We start from the raw sequence: 18,096 nt of genomic DNA, 5'->3' as shown, positions 1-18,096 counted from the left end.
CGCTCACGCCCGCGTGAACCGGCAGGAACCGCGACCGGAGCACTTTCGACAGAGGAACACATGGCCAGCATCGATGAGGTCGCCCGGCTCGCCGGAGTCTCCACCGCGACCGTCTCCCGCGCACTGAGCGGACGCGGTCACGTATCCGAGTCCGCGAAGGAGAGGGTGCAGGCCGCGGCGCAGTCGCTCGGCTATGTCGTCTCGTCGCGGGCGTCGAGCCTGGCCTCGGGTCGCACCCGCAACGTCGGGGTGATCGTGCCCTTCCTCGACCGGTGGTTCTTCAGCACGGTGCTCTCCGGCGTCTCCGCCGCGCTCATGCGCGAGGGCTATGACATCACGCTGTACAACATCACTGCCGACAAGGACGTACGTCGGCACGTGTTCGACACCTTCCTGCGCCGACAGCGCGTCGATGCCGTGATCGCGGTGTCGATCGAGCTCGACGAGGACGAGACGCAGTATCTGCTCGACCTCGGACTTCCTGTGATCGCGATCGGCGGTCCGAACCCGAAGCTCGACACCCTCACCGTCGACGATGTCGCGGTCGCGCAACTTGCCACCGAGCATCTGATCAGCCTGGGCCACACCGATATCGCGCACATCGGGGCGAACCCGGAGTTCGACATCGACTTCCACATCCCGACCAACCGCCGCCTGGGGTTCGAGAAGGCGCTGGCGAAGGCGGGCATCCCCCTCAACCATGCCTTCCTCGAGCCCGCCGACTTCACGGTCGAGGGCGGCTACCGGGCGGCGAAGCAGCTGCTCGGCCGCCCGGGCCCCCGCCCGACCGCCGTGTTCGCGGCCTCGGACGAGATGGCCATCGGCGCACTTCTCGCGGCCCGAGACCTGGGCTTCAGCGTTCCCGAGGAGCTGTCGATCGTCGGCATCGACGGGCATGAACTCGGCGAGTTCTTCCGCCTGACCACGGTCGATCAGTTCCCGCTCGGACAGGGCGAGCGGGCAGCCGATGCCGTGCTGGCGAAGCTCGCCACCCCCGACGCCGTGCACATCCCGTCGGCGCTGCCCTACGAGCTGAACGTGCGCGGGACCACCTCCCGCCTGCTCTAGCGTTCACACAGGGTGGCGTCGCGCCAGGTGCGATAGCCGCCGTCGAGGTTGCGCGCGTCCACGCCTCGCTGCTGGAGGATCCGCGTGGCGATGTGCCCACGCAATCCGACCTGGCAGTGCACGATGACGGGTCCATCGGAAACCTCGTCGAGCCGTTCTCTGAGCTCGTCGAGCGGCACGTTGACGGCGCCGGGAATCGCGCCGGCAGCATGCTCGGCCGTCGAGCGCACGTCGATCAGTGTCGCTCCCCCACGCTGCTCCTCAGCGAGTTCATGCCATTGGATGGTCGGAGTCGTGCCGGAGCGGGTGTTCTCGGCGACGTAGCCGAGGATGTTGACCGCGTCCTTCGCCGAGCCGAACTGCGGGGCGTAGGCGAGTTCGAGATTCGCGAGCCCGGCGGCCGTGATGCCGGCCTGCATGGCGGTCGCCACCACATCGATCCGCTTGTCGACACCGTCTCGCCCCACGACCTGCACACCGAGGATCACGTCGGAGGCCGGGTCGGCGAGCATCTTCATGGACAGCGTCTCGGCGCCGGGGTAGTAGCCGGCGTGGGATCCGGGATGCACATGCACGACGTAGAAGTCACGTCCTGCGGCCCGGAGCTGCCGTTCACTCCAGCCCACCTTCGCTGCGTCGACCCCGAACACGCGGACGATCCCGGTGCCGAGCGCGGGGCGCGCCGTCTCCGTCCTCCCCGCGATGAGGTCGGCCACCATGCGTCCATGTCGGTTCGCGAGGCCGGCCATCGTGATGAGAGCCGTGTCGCCGCCCACGAGGTCGAGCTTCTCGACGCCGTCGCCCACCGCGAACACGTCGGGGGCGCTCGTGCGGCACATCGAATCGACCGCGATGCCGCCGGTCTCACCGAGCCGGATGCCGGCACCTTCGGCGAGCGCCGTCTCCGGTACAACTCCGGAGGCATCGATCACGAGTTCGGCGGGGACGGATGCCCCATCACTCAGCGTGACCCGCCCGGATACGGCACGCACGACCTCGACGCCGAGGCGCACATCGACGCCGTGCGCGCGGACCTCGGCGGTGATCGGTGCGGCCATCTCCGCATCGAGCGGGGAGAGGAGGTGGGATCCCCGCTGCACCAGCGTCACGGATGCGCCGCGAGCGACGAGGTTCTCGACCGCTTCCAGGCCCGTGTAGCCTCCGCCGACCACCACCACCGGAACGCCCGCCCGCGAGAGCGCGGCGTCGATCGCATCCGCGTCTTCGACCGTCCGCAGACTGCGCGTGCGGATGCCCGAGGAGGGCTCGTTCAGACGGGGGCGCGCGCCGGTGGCGAGGATCAGCCTGTCGTAGCTCTGTGTGAAGCGGCGCCCCGAGTCGATGTCCATGACCTCGACGAGCTTCTGCGCAGTGTCGATTCGCGTGACATCGTGACGCACACGCACATCGAGTCGGAAGCGGCTGCGCAGAGATTCCGGCGTCTGCAGGAGCAGCGATTCGCGTTCCGCGATCACCCCTCCGACGTAATAGGGCAAGCCGCAGTTCGCGTACGAGACCTCGGGCCCTCGTTCGAACACCATGATCTGCGCGTGCTCGTCGAGGCGGCGCAGGCGTGCGGCGGCGGACATGCCCCCGGCGACCCCACCGACGATGACCACGGTGAGCGGTTGCACCGTGGTCATCGCTGGAACATCCGCGAGAAGAAGCCGCCCTGCGCCTGCTCCTTCGGGTGTCCGGAACACCACTGCGCGGCAGGCACCGTTCGCCGCACGGCGTCGACGTGCTGACCGCACCCCGCCCAGGTCGTCTTGCCGCAGGTCTTGCAACGGACCGCTCGGCACATTTTCATCGTCTCCTCACCGATACCCCCGTGGGTATCGGTCCCCACTATACCCCCGGGGGTATAGTGGGGAGTCCAGCCGACACCCAGGGAGCGACCATGTCATCCGCAGACGCCGACACCCAGCGCACGATCGCCAACCGTCTCAAGCGAGCCCGAGGACAGCTCGGCGCCGTCATCGCCGCGGTCGAAGAGGGTGGCGACTGCCGGGCGGTGGTCACACAGCTCGCCGCCGTCACCTCGGCTCTCGACAAGGCGGGTTTCCAGATCATCGCCTCCGCCATGAAGGACTGCATGACCGAGCCCGAGGCGGAGACGCAAGCGGCCACCGACACCCGTGGAGTGTCGATGGCCGAACTGGAGAAGCTGTTCCTCTCCCTCGCGTGACCGGCGGCGCGGGTCAGCTCGCGACGATGAGACCCTTCGTCGCCGTGCGGGCGGCCTCGAAGCGGCGCTGCACATCGGGCCAGTTCACGAGGTTCCAGAACGCCTTGACGTAGTCGGCGCGCACGTTGAGGTAGTCGAGGTAGTAGGCGTGCTCCCAGACGTCGAGCTGCAGCAGCGGGGTGACGCCGAGCGGCGCGTTGCCCTGCTGGTCGAACAGCTGGAAGATCACGGGACGCGCACCCACGCTGTCCCAGGCGAGCACTGCCCAACCGGATCCCTGCACACCGAGTGCGGTCGCGGTGAAGTGGGCGCGGAAGGCGTCGATCGATCCGAAGGCATCGACCAGTGCGGCCTCGAGCTCACCCTCGGGTGCTCCGCCGCCCTCGGGCGAGAGGTTCTGCCAGAACACCGAGTGGTTGATGTGGCCGCCGAGGTTGAAGGCGAGGTCCTTCTCGAGCTTGTTCACGTTCGCGAGGTCACCCGCGCTGCGGGCGGCGGCGAGCTGCTCGAGTGCGGAGTTCGCCCCCGTGACGTAGGCCTGGTGGTGCTTGGAGTGGTGCAGCTCCATGATCTTGCCCGAGATGTGCGGCTCGAGGGCCGAGTAGTCGTACGGCAGCTCGGGGAGTGTGTAGAGCGTGGTCATGACGTCTTCCTTTCAGTGGTTGTTGTCGTGTGGAAGTGCGTGGAAACGGCGATCGATGTAGACCAGGGGGCGCCCGGAGAGACCAGGCAGCACCTCGATGACCTCGGCGATGACCACGGTCGACGAACCGACGGCGACCGTCTGGATCGGACGACAGCGCAGGGCCACCCTGGCCTCGGGGAGGTGCGGTTCGCCGGTCGGCAGCGTGGCCCATCCCTGCTCGGGCGTGAACCGCTCGGACCCGCTGACCGCGAAGCTCTGGGCGAGATCGGAGTGCTCGTCGTCGATGAGGTGCACCACGAAGGTGTCGGCACCGAGGATCGCTCCTGCAGAACCGGTGGCACGGGTCACCGAGAACACGATCGCCGCGGGATCGACCGCCACCGAGGCGACGCTGGACGCGGTGAGACCGACCGGCCCTTCCGGGGTGCTCGCGGTGATGATCGCGACTCCCGCCGGGTGGGTGCGGAAGGCGGCTTTGAGCGCCTCGCCGATCGGCGTGGGTACGGGTGTCGCGGTCATCGACCTGCCTCCATCATCTGCTGCTGCTTCGCATGTGCCAGCATCTCATCACGCTCGACGAGCTTCGTCCGCTCGCGACCGCGCTCCGCTCCGGCCCCGCGCTCGGCGGCGTCGATGCGCAGCCAGCCGTCGAGGTCGACCGCCTGCGAGAGATGGGCGATCGGATCGATGTCGCGCGCCCCGCGCTCGATCGCATCGAGGTCGTCGACGACGTGGCCGATCGTCTGCGCGGCATCCGACTTGGTCGACCCGATCAGCCCGACCGGACCGCGCTTGATCCAACCGGTCGCGTACAGTCGCGGGATCGGCGCTCCGTCCGCATCGACGACGCGACCCTCGACGTGCGGCACGACGCCGAGAGCGGCGTCGAACGGCACCCCGGGAACAGGTGTCGAGCGGTAGCCCACTGCGCGGTAGACGGCTCCGACGTCATAGCGCAGCAGCTCCCCCGTGCCGACCATGCGGCCCAGCTCGTCGGATGCGGTGCGTTCCATCTCGATACCGGTGACCGCGTCCGTGCCGAGCACGCGCACCGGACGCTGCCGCAGGTGCAGGTGGATGCGGCGCGAGGCGCTGCGGCTCGCGGGATCGAGGGCTGCCCATTCGGTCATGGTGCGCACGACGATACGGCGCTGCGAGAACTGCGCCACCATCCGCTCGGCGTGCTCGTCGAGGGCGAGCTCGTGCGGGTCGACGATCACATCGACGTCGTCCTGCTCGGCGAGCTCGCGCAGCTCCATGGCCGAGAAACGCACATCGGCCGGGCCCCGACGGGCGAACAGGTGCACGTCGCGCAGCGGGCTGGCAGCGAGCTGGTCGAGCACGGCATCCGGGGTGTCGGTGTGGGTCAGCGCCGACGCATGCTTGGCGAGGATCCTCGTCACGTCGAGCGCCACATTGCCGGCGCCGAGCACCGCGACCGCCTCGGCGGCGAGCGGCCAGGTGCGCGGCGCATCGGGGTGCCCGTCGTACCAGGCGACGAAGTCGGCCGCGCCGAACGAGCCGGGCAGGTCGATGCCCGGGATGTCGAGAGCGACATCGAGGTCGGCCCCCGTGGCCACGATCACTCCGTCGTACGCGGCACGCAGCTCGTCGATCCCGATGTCCACGCCGACCTCGACGTTGCACCGCAGCCGGATGCGCGGGTTCACGAGCACCTCGTGCAGGGCATCCGTGATCTTGCGGATGCGGGGATGGTCGGGCGCGACGCCGTAGCGGACCAGACCATACGGTGCCGGGAGCTTCTCGAACAGGTCGATCGATGCGGTCGGCACCCGGTCGAGCAGGATGTCGGCCGCGTAGATGCCCGCGGGCCCCGCGCCGACGACGGCGATGCGCGGTTCGGCGTTGGTCATGCGTGTTCCCCCTGTGGTGCGAGCGCGGCGATGATCGGGTGATCGAAGGCGAGCATCCCCGTCTTCGCGGCGCCTCCCGGCGACCCGAGCTCGTCGAAGAACTCGACGTTGGCCTTGTAGTAGTCCTGCCACTCGTCGGGCAGGTCGTCTTCGTAGAAGATCGCCTCGACCGGGCACACCGGCTCGCAGGCACCGCAGTCCACGCATTCGTCCGGGTGGATGTAGAGCGAGCGTTCGCCTTCGTAGATGCAGTCGACAGGGCATTCGTCGATGCAGGCCTTGTCCTTCACATCGACGCACGGCAGGGCGATCACATAGGTCATCGCGGGGTCTTCGTCCGGGTCACGCTGTCCTCATTCGTTCGTTCGGCCCGTCTCCGAGCCACCCCTCAACCGTAAAACCTCAAGTACACTTGAGGTCAAATCGAGGGACGGCAGACGGAGGGAGAGCACGCCGGATGAGTCCGCACGCACCAGACGAGCCGCTGACGATCGGCGAGATGACCCGACGCACCGGGGTCGCCGCCTCCGCCCTGCACTTCTACGAGACGCTCGGCCTGATCGCCTCGACCCGCACGCCCGGCAACCAGCGCCGCTACGCCCGGCACATGCTGCGTCGTGTCTCGCTCATCACGGTCGCGAAGCGCCTCGGCATCCCGCTGTCGGACGTGCAGACCGCGTTCGCCGACGTGCCCCTGACCGAGACTCCGAGCCACGCCGATTGGCAACGGGCGTCGAGACGCTGGAAGCGCGAGCTCGAGAAGCGTCGCGAGGGCATCGAGCGCCTCGAGCGCGAACTGACCGGATGCATCGGCTGCGGGTGCCTGTCGATGAAGGCGTGCGGCCTGCTCAACCCCGACGACGCCCTGGGCACCCAGGGCGCCGGCCCCCAGCGCCTGCGGGACTGACGCCTCTTTCCCGCGCGGACGGTCTCTGACATGATCGCGGAAACGCCATGAAGGGACACCGCCGATGAAGAAGCTCCCCACCACCGAAGAGATCGTCAGGATCCGCCGCGACGCGCTGCTCAACCGCGCTGTCGAGGCGTACAAGTTCTTCTATCCGACGGTGTCGATGGTGCTGAACTTCGAGTCCATCGAAGAGCTCGGGGCGCCCGCCAACCGCGGTCTCCTCATCCAGCTCACCACGCCGGACCTCGTCACCCTCACCCAGAACTCGGACACCCCCTACGGACTCGGGTTGGGCGACACGACCGACGGCCCCGTCGTCGTCGAGCTCCCCGCCGGTCCGCTGATCGGCGTGATCGATGACACGAACTTCCAGTTCGTCACCAACATGGGCGTCGTCGGCGAGGACGAGGGCAAGGGCGCCAAGTACCTGTTCGTCCCCCCGGGGTACGACGGACCCCTGCCCGAGTCCGGTTACATCGTCAAGCACCCCCCGACGAACAGGTTCCTGATCTGCGCGCGCGCACCGTTCCCCGACCCGGAGAAGGGGAAGGCCCTGCTGCGCACGCTGAAGGTCTACCCCTGGGCCGACGCGGAGAACCCGGCACCGAACGTGTTCGTGGACATGTCCGACCGCAAGGCCGTCGCGAACCCCTGCGTGGTCGACGGAACCATCGACTATTGGCATGCCCTCAAGCGCGCACTCGACATGGATGTGCCGTCCCCCGCGCTCTACAACCAGTACGGCATGCTCGCCGACCTCGGCCTGCGGGCAGACCGCCCCTTCGCGCCCGACGCGGAACTCGTCTCGATCCTGTCCGAGGCAGCCGAGAAGGGGAACGAGCAGCTCGTGGTGGCGGCGTTCGCCGACGACGCACCGGAACGGCTCGTCTGGCCTGACCGCAATTGGGAGTGGGTGGTCTACTCCGAGGGAGATTTCGGGTACTACGAGAAGAACTTCCTCAACCTCTCGGTGCGGGAGCGCTGGTTCTACCAGGCCACCCTCGAAACCGACAAGATGTTCATGCACAAGGAGGGCGCCGGCTCGCTCTATTGGCTCGCCGCGGTCGATGCGGACGGGGCCGCACTGGATGGGGCCACGTCGTACACGTTGACCGTTCCCGCACCCGTGCCCGCCACTCAGTTCTGGTCTGTCACCCTCTATGACCTCGACACCCGCTCGGAGATCAACACCCCGCAGTTCAAGCCCGTGCTGACAAGCCTGCGCGACGACCTCGCGCCCGACGGATCCGGCGGGATCACCCTTCATTTCGGTCCCGATCGACCCCGGGATGAGGTGCCATGGCTGCAGACCACCCCCGGTTCGCAGTGGTTCGCCTACTTCCGGATCTACGGCCCAGGCGCCCCCGCGTTCGACGGCACCTGGAAGCCCTCCGACTTCCAGAAGGCCTGAACCGAGCACACCGGGTCGATCGCGAGGTGCGCTCGCCCGCCGCGGCGGGTCAGCGCACCTCGAAGTCGGCGGAGAGGAGCACCTCTTCGCGGGAGCTCGGGCCGACCAGCAGCTCGAACGCGCCGGCCTCGACGATGCGGTTGCCCGCGGCGTCGACGATGGTGCAGTCGGCGACCGGCAGCTCCAGGCGTACCCGCACGGATGCGCCGGGGGTGACGTCGACCTGGCGGAAGGTCTTCAGCTCCTTGTCGGTCCAGCTCACGCTCGTCACGGAGTCGCGCACGTACACCTGCACGGTCTCGCGCACCGGCCGAGTGCCCGTGTTCGACACCGTGACGTGACCGACGATCGTGTCGGACTCCCCCAGCGTCGTCGCCTCGAGCGTCAGGTCGGAGTACTCGACCGTCGTATACGACAGCCCCTCGCCGAACGCCCAGGCCGGTGACTGCGTGAGGTCGGCGTAGCGGTCACCGTGCTGTCCGCGGATCTGGTTGTAGTACGTCGGCTGCTGACCGACGTGGCGCGCGAACGAGATCGGCAGGCGCCCGGACGGCTCGGCCGCGCCGGAGATGATGTCGGCGAGCGCACGGCCACCCTGCATGCCGGGGTTCGCCGCCCAGATCACGGCGGCAGCCTTCGAGGCCGATGCCGGGAGCACGAGCGGCTTCGAGGCCAGCAGCACGATGACCACGGGCGTGCCGGTCGCGATGAGCGCATCGATCAGGGCGTTCTGCCCGCCGATGAGTTCGAGCGTCGCGGTGGAGCGCCCCTCGCCGACCAGCTCGATCCGATCACCCACGACCGCGACGACGACGTCGGACTCGGAGGCCGCGGCGACGGCTTCCGCGATCATCGCGGCATCCGGCTCGCAAGCCTTCACGACCGGCGGACGCGGCTGCTTGTCGGGGAAGAACGGCCCCTGCGGGTCTTCTTCGAGAGTGAGGATGTCGGCGCCGCGGGCGTGCGTGACGGTCCAACCGTCGATCGCCTGCAGCCCGTCGAGCACGGTGGTGATCATCTCGCGCGGCTGACCGTCGAGCCAGCCCGCCTGCCCGGAGCCGCCGGCCCAGTCGCCGAGCTGCGTCTGCGCGTCGTCGGCGAGCGGACCGGTGACCGCGACCTTCAGCGCGGAGGTGGGATCGAGCGGCAGCACGCCGTCGTTCTCGAGCAGCACGAGCGAACGGCGGGCGACCTCGAGGTTCAGCTCGGCGTGCGCGGCACTGCCCACCACGGCGTCGAGTTCCGTGCCCGGCAGGCGCGGGTTCTCGAACAGGCCCAGCTCGAACTTCAGGGTCAGGATGCGGGCGGCCGCAGCGTCGAAGGCGTCCTCGGCGAGCATGCCCCGAGCGACGGCGTCGAGCGCACCCTCGAAGAAGGCCGGCGTGGTCATGATCATGTCGTTGCCCGCCCGCACGGCCGCAGCAGCCGCGTGCGTGATGTCGGGCTGGATCCGCTGCTCCCACACCATGCGCCCGACGTTGTCCCAGTCGGTGATGAGCGTGCCGGTGTAGCCCCACTCGCCGCGCAGCACATCGCTGAGCAGCCAGTCGTTGGTCGTGATCGGCACTCCGTCGGTGGTCTGGTAGCCGAGCATGAACGTGCGGCACCCCTCGCGGGCGACGCGCTCGAACGGCGGCAGGAACCAGGAGATCAGCTTGCGCCGTGAGATGTCGGCCTCACTCGCGTCGCGCCCGCCCTGGGTCTCGGAATACCCGGCGAAGTGCTTGGCGGTCGCGAGGATCGCGGTCGGGTCGTCGAGTCCGTCGCCCTGGTAGCCGCGCACCATCGCCGAGGCCAGCTCGCCGATCAGGAACGGGTCTTCGCCGAAGGTCTCGTCGATGCGGCCCCAGCGCAGATCGCGGGCGATGCACAGCACCGGCGAGAAGGTCCAGTGGATGCCGGTCACCGCGACCTCTTCGGCCGTCGCGCGGGCCACGCGTTCGACGAGGTCGGAATCCCACGATGCGGCCATGCCCAGCTGCGTCGGGTAGATCGTCGCACCGGGCCAGAACGAGTGGCCGTGGATGCAGTCCTCTCCCACCAGCAGCGGGATGCGGAGCCGGGTCTGCGCGGTGAGCTCGTTCGCCCGCAGGATGCGCTCGGGCGAGGTGTGCAGGATCGATCCGGCGTGACGGCGGGCGATGTGGTCGTCGATGTCGTCGCGGGCATCGAGCTGGAGCATCTGCCCGACCTTCTCCTCCAGCGTCATGCGGCTGAGGAGGTCGGCCACCCGCTCGGGGATCGAGAGTGCGGGGTCCTGGTACGGGAGCTGGGTGGTCAGGGTCTGAGAGGTCATCACTTCGTGTTCTGGGTCGAGTTCGGGGTCGAGGTCTTCGAGGAATCGGAGGCGTCCGGCGAGGTCGCCGACGTTACGGGATCGGAGGTCGTCTTCGGCAGGGGCACGCTGCGGACGGCCGTGACGGCGTCGTTCACGTTCAGCCCCTTCTTCTTCATCGCCCTGGCCCGCTCGCCGGCCGAGCGCAGGCGCGGGTTGACGTACTCGTCGATGCCGAAGTTGATGAGAGAGAGGGCCACACCGATGATCGCGATGCAGAGCCCTGCGGGCACGTACCACCACCACAGACGCGGGAAGGCGCCGTTCTGCTGCGCCCAGAACAGGATCGTGCCCCAGTTCAGATTGCTCACCGGGATCACCCCGATGAACGCCAGCGTGGTGAGGCCGAGGATCGCGGCGGTCACGGTGCCGACGAAGCTGGAGGCGATGAGCGCCATCAGGTTCGGCAGCATCTCGACCGTGATGATCCGGCGCAGCGGTTCGCCGTTCGCACGCGCGGCCTGGATGAAGTCGCGGTTGCGCAGCGACATGGTCTGCGCGCGCAGCACGCGAGCGCCCCAGGCCCACCCGGTGATGCCGAGCACCGCGGCGATCACGATCAGCGGCGGGTTCTCGAACTGCGAAGCGATGATGATGATGAGCGGGATGCCGGGGATCACCAGGAACACGTTCGTCAGCGCCGAGAGCGACTCGCTCTTCCAGCCGCGTACGTAGCCGGCGATCACACCGATGGTGATCGCGATGATCGTGGCGATGAAGGCGGCGAGGAAGCCGACGACGATCACACCGCGGGTGCCGTAGATGATCTGACTCAGCACGTCCTCCCCCATGTGCGTCGTCCCCAGCCAGTGCTCCCAGGAGGGCGGTTGCCGCAACGCCGTGCGATCCTTCTGCGTCGGCCCGTAGGGTGAGATCCACGGCGCGAGGATCGCGATGAGCACGAATACCCCGAGGATGATGAGCCCGGCGATCGACTTGGGGTTGCGGAACATCGCGAACGCCTGGGCGAGCTGCGACCAGAACGTCTTGCGAGGCGGAGCGCCCGCCGGTGGGGTGCGCAGGGTCGCGGTCTCCGGCATGCCGGAGACGACGGCCGACCCGTCGGGCGCGGTGCTCGCTGCGGTGGTGGGAACGGTCATGTCAGGACTCCATCTGGCGCGTGCGCGGGTCGAGGTAGGCGTAGACGACATCCGCGAGGATGTTGGCCACGAGCACCGACAGCGTGATCACGAGGAACACGCCCTGCATGAGAGCGAAGTCCTTGGCGTTGGTCGCGTCGAGCAGCAGCTTGCCGACGCCCGGATAGCTGAACACCATCTCCATCACGATCGTGCCGCCGACGATGAAGCCGATCGACAGCGCGAAGCTCTGGATCTGCGGCAGCACGGCGTTGCGAGCGGCATAGCCCCAGAGGACGCGCTTGTTGGGCATGCCCTTGGCCTGAGCCACGGTGATGTAGTCGTCGTCGAGCACGGTCAGCATCATGTTGCGCATGCCGAGCACCCATCCGCCGAGCGAGGCGACCACGATCGTCAGCGCCGGCAGCGTGCCGTGCATGATCACCTGGCCGATGAAGTCGAAGCTCCACTCCGGGGATTGACCCTTGTCGTACGCGTGCGATGAGGGGAACCACTTCAGGGTCGAGGAGAAGATCGCGATCGCGATGAGTCCGAGCCAGAAGTACGGGATCGTGTTGAAGAACGTGGTCACCGGGATGATCGCGTCGAGCTTGCTGCCGCGCTTCCAGCCGACGACGGCCCCGGCGATCGTGCCGATCGTGAAGGAGATGATGGTCGCGATGCCGACGAGACCCAGCGTCCACGGGAGGGCGGCGGCGAGCACCTCCGCCACGGGCCGCAGACCGTGCAGGGTCGAGATGCCGAGGTCTCCGCGCAGCAGCATCCCCCAGTACTCGAGGTACTGCTGCCAGATCGACTTGTCGGTGTCGATGCCGAGCAGGATGCGCAGCGCATCGGCGGCCTCGGGGCTCACGTTGCGGTTGCGCGCGAGGTAGGAGCTGACCGCGTCGCCCTTCATGAGGCGCGGAAGGAAGAAGTTGATGGTGATGGCCGCCCACAGGGTGAACAGGTAGAAGGCGGCTCGGCCGGCGAAGAAGCGCCACGGCACACGTCGGCGTCCGCGTTCCGCCGCGGTGGCGGTGGTGCCGACCTCGAGGGCGTCGCGGGCGACCAGGTCGTTGTCGTCGAGCTGGGGGAATGCGGTGCTCACAGGGTGCCTCCGTTCGATGCGGCCTGCGCGAAGAACGTGTCCGGGTCGGGGGAAGCGGATCGCAGTTCCCGCGTGTACGGGTCCTGCGGATGGAGGATCACGTCGTCGGCGGCGCCGTACTCCACGACGCGGCCCTGGTTGAGGACCATGATCTCGTCGCTGAAGTGGCGGGCGGTCGCGAGGTCGTGCGTGATGTAGAGCACGCCGAGTCCCTCTTCGCGCTGCAGATCCGCGAGCAGGTTCAGCACGCCGAGGCGGATCGACACGTCGAGCATCGAGACCGGCTCGTCGGCGACGAGGAGCGAAGGGCGGGAGGCCAGGGCGCGGGCGATGGCCACGCGCTGCCGCTGGCCACCCGACAGCTCGTGCGGGCGTCGATCAATCACCGCGTCCGCGTCCAGGCGCACGCGCGCGAGGAGCCGGCGCACCTCGTCCTCCGTCTGCTTCTTCGGCACGACGTCGTCGAGACGGATCGGCCGCTCCAGGTGATAGCGGATCGAGTGGTACGGGTTGAGCGAGGCGAACGGATCCTGAAACACCATGCGCAGCTGCTGCCGGTACTTCCGGAGCCCCTTGCCACGACGAGGGATGGGCGTGCCGTCGAGCAGCACCTCTCCGCTGGTCGGGGTCTCGAGCTGGGTGAGGATCTTCGCGATCGTCGACTTGCCGCTCCCGGACTGGCCGACCAGCCCGATCGTGCGCCCGGAGGTCAGGGTGAAGCTCACGTCGTCGAGGGCCTTGATCTGGCCCGCCCCGCGCACGTTGTAGGCCTTGGTGACACCGCGGAATTCGAGGGTGGTCATCGCACCAGCACCCCTCTCTCCCCGGTGAGCCGGGGGAACGACGACAGCAGTGTCTTCGTGTACTCGTGCTCGGGCTGCGTCCAGATGCGTTCCGCGGTCGCGAGCTCGATGATCTCGCCCTCCCGCATGATCGCGATCCGGTCGCTGATCTCCAGGAGCAGCGGAAGGTCGTGGGTGATGAAGATCACCGAGAAGCCGAATTCGTGCCGCAGCTGCGAGATCTGCTTGAGGATCTCCCGCTGGACCAGCACATCGAGGGCGGTCGTCGGCTCGTCCATGACCATCAGCTGCGGACGCAGCGCGAGGGCCATCGCGATCATCACGCGCTGGCGCATGCCGCCGGACAGTTCGTGCGGGAAGGAGCGCACGCGCTGGCGTCCGACCTTGACGATCTCCAGCAGCTCCTCGGCTTCGGCGCGCCGCTGCTTGCGGTTCATGTCCGGGCGGTGGATCTCGAAGACGTCCTCCAGCTGCGAACCGATCGTCGCCACCGGGTTGAGGGCGTTCATCGCCCCCTGGAACACCATCGAGACCTTGTCCCAGCGGAACCGCTGCATGGCATCCACGCCGAGGGCGTTGATGTCGATGTCGACCCCGGTCACATCGTGGAAGGTCACACTGCCGCCGGTGATGACCGCGGGTGCCCGGAGCAGGCGCTGCACACCGTAGGCGAGCGTGGTCTTGCCGCATCCGCTCTCACCGGCGAGACCGAGGATCTCGCCGCGCTGCAGTTCGAGGGTGACGTTCTTCACCGCCTCGACGGGCGGATCGACGTCGTACACGACCGAGAAGTCGCGCACGCTGAGCAGGGGGTCTGGCATGAGGGTGTCCTTCGTCGACCTGATCAGGGGAGCCCGCACCGTCGTCGAGGCGGGCTCCCCTGCAGGATGCTGCTTACTCGGCGGGCTTCAGCTTCGTGAGGATCTGCACGATGTTCTGCTGAGTCGGGTCGGCAGACGCGTACGGGTCCTCTTCCGAAGGCCATCCGACGTAGTTGCGGGTGTTGAACTCGCCCAGCAGCGGGTGCGCGCCCAGCGGGATGGCCGGCACCTGCTCGGAGAAGATCGTCTGCAGCGTGTCGACCGCGGCGGTGCGCTCCTCGTCCGACGAGGCGTTGGCGTAGGAGTTCAGCGCGGCCGTCGCCGTCGGGTCGTCGAAGCGACCGAAGTTGAAGCCGGCCTTCCCGTCCGAGATCCATCGCGGGTCCATGGTCGAGGTGTACAGGCCGTAGGCCGTGCCACTGTCCTCGAGCCAGTGGATGATCGCGGAGAACGTGCCGTTGTCTCGGGGATCGGCCCAGCCGCCCCAGTCGGGCATGTCGATCTTGACCTCGGCGCCGATGGCCTCCGTGACGTCTTCGGCGATCAGCTCCTGCGCGGTGTTCCAGTCGCTCCAGCCGGAGGGGACGGAGAGCGTGAACGAGACGGGTGCGCCGTCGGGGTCGATCAGCGCGTCGTCCTTCCAGGTGTACCCGGCGGTGGTGAGCAGGTCGCGGGCCTTCTCGGCGTCGACCGCGTACTCCTTGCCCTGGAACTCGGGCTGGATCTCGTCGTCGAGGATCGAGGAGAGTCCCGTCACCGACCAGACGGCCTCGCTGGCGCCTTCGCGGGCGATGTCGACGTAGGCGTCGCGGTCGATCACCCAGGCGAGCGCCTGACGGAAGGCCGGGTCGTCGAACGGCTTCTGCTGCAGGTTCATGAACAGCGTCGCGGAACCGGTGGTGGGAGCCGCCCAGAACTTGTTGTGCTCGGGATCGGCCGAGAGGAACTGCTCCTCGATCTGCGGGATGAACGCCTGCGCCCAGTCGGCGTCGCCGTTCGCGAGGGCCGTGGTGAGAGCCGTGTTGTCGCCGTACGAGACGTAGTGCAGCTCGGGCACAGCCAGGTCGCCGCCCCAGTAGTCGTCGCGGGCGTCGAGCGTGACCGACTCGGTCGACCAGTTCGAGAGGACGTAGGGTCCGGTGCCCACCAGGTCATCGCCCTTGACGGGGTCGGTGGCCGGGTCGTCGAGGTTCTCCCAGATGTGCTTCGGGACGATCGGCACGTGCAGGGCGCGGGCCTGGTTGACGTACTTCGACGCGGCGAAGGTCAGCACGACCTTGTCGCCGTCGACGGCAGCGCTGTCGAGCTGGAGGCCCGCGGTGTCGAGGGCGGGGGTGGAGGCGAGCTCGTAGGAGTAGACGATGTCTTCGGCGGTGAAGGGCTCGCCGTCGCTCCAGGTGACGTCGGCGCGAGGAACGACAGTGAGCACCGTGTAGTCGTCGTTCCATTCCAGGCTGTCGGCGAGCCACGGAGTGACGCCGCGGTCGCCGGTCTGGTTCACGAGGGCGAGGGTCTCGAAGATCACCTTGCCGTAGCCGTACTTCGAGGCGGACGAGTCGCCGACGAAGGGGTTGTTGGATTCGGTGGTGATCGCGCCGTCGGGCTTCGCGATGGTGAGGGATGCGGAACCGGCGCCATCGTCGGATCCACCGCCAGCCGAGCATCCGGCGAGGGCCGATACGCCGAGGGCGGTGATCGCGGTCGCGGCGATCAGAGACTTTCTGAGCTTCATTGCTTCTCCTAGGGCACGGGTCTTTGTGCTGCGTCGCCGGAGGACGGGAGTCCACCGACTGTCGTGATTTGCTTACTGTCGAGAAAGTAAGCTCTCGTGAGGTTACCGAGTAGTAAGTTTGATCGCAAGCACAGCCCGACGATGGAGAGGAGGCCGCGGTGGTAGACAGCGACCAGACAGTGCGCGTGCGCCCGGCGACCCTCGCGAAACGCGAGCAGATCCTCAAAGCAGCCGTCGAGATCTTCGGCAACAAGGGCTCGACCAACGGCACTCTGGCCGACGTGGCCGAGCAGGTCGGCATCACCCACGCCGGCGTCCTGCACCACTTCGGCTCGAAGCAGAAGCTGCTGCTCGAGGTTCTCGCCTATCGCGACCAGGCCGACGTCGCCGAGCTCGCCGAGAAGCACATCCCGGACGGCCCTGAGCTGTTCCTGCATCTGGTGCGCACGGCGTTCGCGAACGAGAAGCGGCCCGGCATCGTGCAGGCCTATACGGTGCTGTCCGCCGAGTCGGTGACCGACGACCACCCGGCGCGGCACTTCTTCGAGGACCGCTACACGACCCTGCGTCGCGAGGTCACGGCGGCGTTCCACGAGCTGTGCGCCCAGGAGGGTGTGCGCGATCCCGACACGATCGCCGCAGCCGCCGCCGCGATCCTCGCGGTGATGGACGGTCTGCAGCTGCAGTGGCTCCTGCACCCCGACGTCGTCGAGCTCGGCGGAGCCAGCGAATTCGCGATCCAGGCGATCGTGAACGCCGTGCTGCACCCCGGGCCGGCGCTGCCGACGTACGTGCACCCCGCCTGATCCGTCGATCGCGGGCCCTCGGCAACGACCGCCGGCCGGGCTAAGCTCGGGCCATGACGATCGACCTCGAAGCGCTCTACATCGACCTGCACCAGCATCCTGAGCTCTCGTTCCAGGAGACGCGCACCGCCGGCATCGCCGCCCAGCACCTGCGCGATCTGGGGCTCGAGGTCGAGGAGGGCGTCGGGGTGACCGGCGTGGTCGGAGTGCTGCGCAACGGCGAAGGCCCGGTCGTCTGGGTGCGAGCCGACATGGACGCACTGCCCGTCGAGGAGCAGACCGGTCTGTCCTACGCGAGCACGGCGAAGGGCGTCGACCCCGCGGGCACCACCGTTCCCGTCATGCACGCCTGCGGTCACGACATGCACGTCACCGCCATGATCGGTGCGGTCGAGAAGCTCGTCGCCGAGCGATCCGACTGGTCGGGCACCCTCGTCGTGCTGATCCAGCCTGCCGAGGAGTACGGCGCCGGAGCGCGAGCGATGCTCGACGACGGGATCCTCGACCGCTACCCGAAGCCCGACGTGGTGCTCGGCCAGCACGTGACCCCGTTGCCCGCCGGCGTGATCGGCGTGCGCAGCGGCACGCAGATGGCCGCCTCCGACGGACTCACCGTCACCCTGCACGGCCGCGGCGGACACGGCTCGCGCCCGCATGCCACGATCGACCCCGTCGTCATGGCCGCCGCCACCGTGATGCGCCTGCAGACCATCGCCTCGCGCGAGATCGACCCGCAGGGCGTCGCCGTCGTGACCGTGGGATCGATCCACGCGGGCCTCAAGAACAACATCATCCCCGCCGAGGCGAAGCTCGAGCTCAGCCTGCGCTATCCGAACGAGGAGATGCGCGACAAGGTGCTCGCGAGCGTCGAGCGCATCGTGCGGGCAGAGGCCACCGCCTCGGGCGCCGAGCGGGAGCCCGAGATCCGCACCGACCACACGCTCCCCGCCACCATCAACGACGAGGACGCCACCGTCCGGGTGACCGCGGCCCTGCAGCGCGCCCTGGGCGAGGCGGCCGTCATCGACCCCGGAATGTTCACCGGCAGCGAAGACGTCTCGTGGTTCGCCCGCGACGCCGGGGCACCCCTCGTGTTCTGGTTCTGGGGCGGCATCGACCCCGCCCGGTTCGCCGAAGCAGTCGCCGCGGGCCGCCTGGGCGAGGACATCCCCACCAACCACTCGCCGTTCTTCGCACCGGAGATCCACCCGACGATCGAGGTCGGCGTCACCGCGCTGTCGGCCGCGGCCCGGGAGTTCCTCGCGTAGAGGGCCGGGGCGATGCGCTCACCCCGGACATGACGATGGCGGGG

At 68.4% G+C, this 18,096-nt stretch carries 17 protein-coding genes; 6 read left to right on the top strand and 11 right to left on the bottom strand.

Annotated elements, in window-relative coordinates:
* Positions 1-60 precede the first annotated feature (60 nt).
* Positions 61-1,068: a LacI family DNA-binding transcriptional regulator gene (locus GLO27_RS03700; protein WP_021199243.1), complete on the top strand. Its 1,008-nt coding sequence runs from the start codon at positions 61-63 to the stop codon at positions 1,066-1,068.
* Here the strand turns inward: GLO27_RS03700 and GLO27_RS03695 are convergent.
* A complete protein-coding gene (locus tag GLO27_RS03695) occupies positions 1,065-2,711 on the bottom strand; it encodes an FAD-dependent oxidoreductase (RefSeq protein WP_167253663.1) in 1,647 nt (548 codons plus the stop codon). The two genes, GLO27_RS03700 and GLO27_RS03695, sit on opposite strands and share 4 nt — an antisense overlap.
* Positions 2,712-2,968: 257 nt before the next feature.
* Here GLO27_RS03695 and GLO27_RS03690 point away from each other — a divergent pair, with 257 nt between their 5' ends.
* Positions 2,969-3,256, top strand: coding sequence for a metal-sensitive transcriptional regulator (locus GLO27_RS03690; protein ID WP_167253661.1), 288 nt, complete (start codon positions 2,969-2,971; stop codon positions 3,254-3,256).
* Between the two features lie 13 nt (positions 3,257-3,269).
* Here the strand turns inward: GLO27_RS03690 and GLO27_RS03685 are convergent, their stop codons facing one another.
* From GLO27_RS03685 to fdxA, 4 genes are read right to left on the bottom strand one after another with little or no spacing between them, the layout of a single operon-like run.
* Entirely contained in the window at positions 3,270-3,899 is a 630-nt protein-coding gene (locus GLO27_RS03685) for a superoxide dismutase (protein WP_167253659.1), read from the bottom strand.
* 12 nt (positions 3,900-3,911) lie between these two features.
* Positions 3,912-4,421 carry a flavin reductase family protein gene (locus GLO27_RS03680; protein ID WP_021199247.1) on the bottom strand — a complete coding sequence of 170 codons (510 nt, stop codon included), beginning with the start codon at positions 4,419-4,421 and terminating at the stop codon, positions 3,912-3,914.
* The gene (locus tag GLO27_RS03675) at positions 4,418-5,776 is read right to left on the bottom strand and encodes an FAD-dependent oxidoreductase (protein WP_167253657.1); all 1,359 of its coding nucleotides are present in this window, start codon (positions 5,774-5,776) and stop codon (positions 4,418-4,420) included. Before GLO27_RS03675 ends, GLO27_RS03680 begins: the two co-directional genes overlap by 4 nt.
* Positions 5,773-6,099: a ferredoxin gene (gene fdxA, locus GLO27_RS03670; protein WP_021199249.1), complete on the bottom strand. Its 327-nt coding sequence runs from the start codon at positions 6,097-6,099 to the stop codon at positions 5,773-5,775. Before fdxA ends, GLO27_RS03675 begins: the two co-directional genes overlap by 4 nt.
* Before the next feature lie 134 nt (positions 6,100-6,233).
* Between fdxA and soxR the strand changes: the two genes are divergently transcribed.
* Both soxR and GLO27_RS03660 read left to right on the top strand, forming a co-directional pair.
* A complete protein-coding gene (soxR, locus tag GLO27_RS03665; RefSeq protein ID WP_021199250.1) occupies positions 6,234-6,683 on the top strand; it encodes a redox-sensitive transcriptional activator SoxR in 450 nt (149 codons plus the stop codon).
* A gap of 64 nt (positions 6,684-6,747) precedes the next feature.
* Complete coding sequence (locus GLO27_RS03660; RefSeq protein WP_167253655.1) at positions 6,748-8,097, top strand: DUF1254 domain-containing protein; 1,350 nt, start codon at positions 6,748-6,750, stop codon at positions 8,095-8,097.
* A 49-nt stretch (positions 8,098-8,146) separates the two neighbouring features.
* On the opposite strand, the gene GLO27_RS03655 is transcribed toward GLO27_RS03660, so the two are convergent.
* The 6 genes from GLO27_RS03655 to GLO27_RS03630 form a co-directional block, all read right to left on the bottom strand.
* Positions 8,147-10,393 (bottom strand): glycoside hydrolase family 3 N-terminal domain-containing protein, encoded by a 2,247-nt coding sequence (locus GLO27_RS03655; RefSeq protein ID WP_167253653.1) that lies wholly within the window; start codon positions 10,391-10,393, stop codon positions 8,147-8,149.
* Positions 10,393-11,532 (bottom strand): ABC transporter permease, encoded by a 1,140-nt coding sequence (locus GLO27_RS03650; RefSeq protein ID WP_167253651.1) that lies wholly within the window; start codon positions 11,530-11,532, stop codon positions 10,393-10,395. Before GLO27_RS03650 ends, GLO27_RS03655 begins: the two co-directional genes overlap by 1 nt.
* 1 nt (position 11,533) lies before the next feature.
* Positions 11,534-12,622 (bottom strand): ABC transporter permease, encoded by a 1,089-nt coding sequence (locus tag GLO27_RS03645; RefSeq protein ID WP_021199254.1) that lies wholly within the window; start codon positions 12,620-12,622, stop codon positions 11,534-11,536.
* Positions 12,619-13,425, bottom strand: coding sequence for an ATP-binding cassette domain-containing protein (locus GLO27_RS03640; RefSeq protein ID WP_021199255.1), 807 nt, complete (start codon positions 13,423-13,425; stop codon positions 12,619-12,621). The genes GLO27_RS03645 and GLO27_RS03640 overlap by 4 nt, the downstream gene beginning before the upstream one ends.
* The gene (locus tag GLO27_RS03635) at positions 13,422-14,246 is read right to left on the bottom strand and encodes an ABC transporter ATP-binding protein (RefSeq protein WP_021199256.1); all 825 of its coding nucleotides are present in this window, start codon (positions 14,244-14,246) and stop codon (positions 13,422-13,424) included. Before GLO27_RS03635 ends, GLO27_RS03640 begins: the two co-directional genes overlap by 4 nt.
* Before the next feature lie 73 nt (positions 14,247-14,319).
* Positions 14,320-15,978 (bottom strand): ABC transporter substrate-binding protein, encoded by a 1,659-nt coding sequence (locus GLO27_RS03630; RefSeq protein ID WP_029265087.1) that lies wholly within the window; start codon positions 15,976-15,978, stop codon positions 14,320-14,322.
* Positions 15,979-16,136: 158 nt separating this feature from the next.
* Between GLO27_RS03630 and GLO27_RS03625 the strand changes: the two genes are divergently transcribed.
* Both GLO27_RS03625 and GLO27_RS03620 read left to right on the top strand, forming a co-directional pair.
* A complete protein-coding gene (locus GLO27_RS03625; RefSeq protein WP_021199258.1) occupies positions 16,137-16,784 on the top strand; it encodes a TetR/AcrR family transcriptional regulator in 648 nt (215 codons plus the stop codon).
* A gap of 53 nt (positions 16,785-16,837) precedes the next feature.
* Positions 16,838-18,052, top strand: a complete 1,215-nt coding sequence (locus tag GLO27_RS03620; protein WP_167253649.1) for an amidohydrolase — start codon at positions 16,838-16,840, stop codon at positions 18,050-18,052.
* Positions 18,053-18,096: the final 44 nt, after the last annotated feature.

The sequence above is a fragment of the Microbacterium sp. Be9 genome, assembly GCF_011754135.1.
Lineage (GTDB): Bacteria > Actinomycetota > Actinomycetes > Actinomycetales > Microbacteriaceae > Microbacterium > Microbacterium maritypicum_A.
The sequence above is the reverse complement of the archived record's forward strand: the minus strand, read 5'-3'. Positions and strand labels throughout refer to the sequence as shown.

Excerpts from the sequence above, each read along its gene's own strand:
- soxR (WP_021199250.1), top strand. The coding sequence starts at position 6,234 with ATGAGTCCGCACGCACCAGACGAGCCGCTGACGATCGGCGAGATGACC.
- GLO27_RS03690 (WP_167253661.1), top strand. The coding sequence starts at position 2,969 with ATGTCATCCGCAGACGCCGACACCCAGCGCACGATCGCCAACCGTCTC.
- GLO27_RS03635 (WP_021199256.1), bottom strand. The coding sequence starts at position 14,246 with ATGCCAGACCCCCTGCTCAGCGTGCGCGACTTCTCGGTCGTGTACGAC.
- fdxA (WP_021199249.1), bottom strand. The coding sequence starts at position 6,099 with ATGACCTATGTGATCGCCCTGCCGTGCGTCGATGTGAAGGACAAGGCC.
- GLO27_RS03695 (WP_167253663.1), bottom strand. The coding sequence starts at position 2,711 with ATGACCACGGTGCAACCGCTCACCGTGGTCATCGTCGGTGGGGTCGCC.
- GLO27_RS03640 (WP_021199255.1), bottom strand. The coding sequence starts at position 13,425 with ATGACCACCCTCGAATTCCGCGGTGTCACCAAGGCCTACAACGTGCGC.
- GLO27_RS03675 (WP_167253657.1), bottom strand. The coding sequence starts at position 5,776 with ATGACCAACGCCGAACCGCGCATCGCCGTCGTCGGCGCGGGGCCCGCG.
- GLO27_RS03650 (WP_167253651.1), bottom strand. The coding sequence starts at position 11,532 with ATGACCGTTCCCACCACCGCAGCGAGCACCGCGCCCGACGGGTCGGCC.
- GLO27_RS03630 (WP_029265087.1), bottom strand. The coding sequence starts at position 15,978 with ATGAAGCTCAGAAAGTCTCTGATCGCCGCGACCGCGATCACCGCCCTC.
- GLO27_RS03660 (WP_167253655.1), top strand. The coding sequence starts at position 6,748 with ATGAAGAAGCTCCCCACCACCGAAGAGATCGTCAGGATCCGCCGCGAC.
- GLO27_RS03680 (WP_021199247.1), bottom strand. The coding sequence starts at position 4,421 with ATGACCGCGACACCCGTACCCACGCCGATCGGCGAGGCGCTCAAAGCC.
- GLO27_RS03685 (WP_167253659.1), bottom strand. The coding sequence starts at position 3,899 with ATGACCACGCTCTACACACTCCCCGAGCTGCCGTACGACTACTCGGCC.
- GLO27_RS03620 (WP_167253649.1), top strand. The coding sequence starts at position 16,838 with ATGACGATCGACCTCGAAGCGCTCTACATCGACCTGCACCAGCATCCT.
- GLO27_RS03655 (WP_167253653.1), bottom strand. The coding sequence starts at position 10,393 with ATGACCTCTCAGACCCTGACCACCCAGCTCCCGTACCAGGACCCCGCA.
- GLO27_RS03700 (WP_021199243.1), top strand. The coding sequence starts at position 61 with ATGGCCAGCATCGATGAGGTCGCCCGGCTCGCCGGAGTCTCCACCGCG.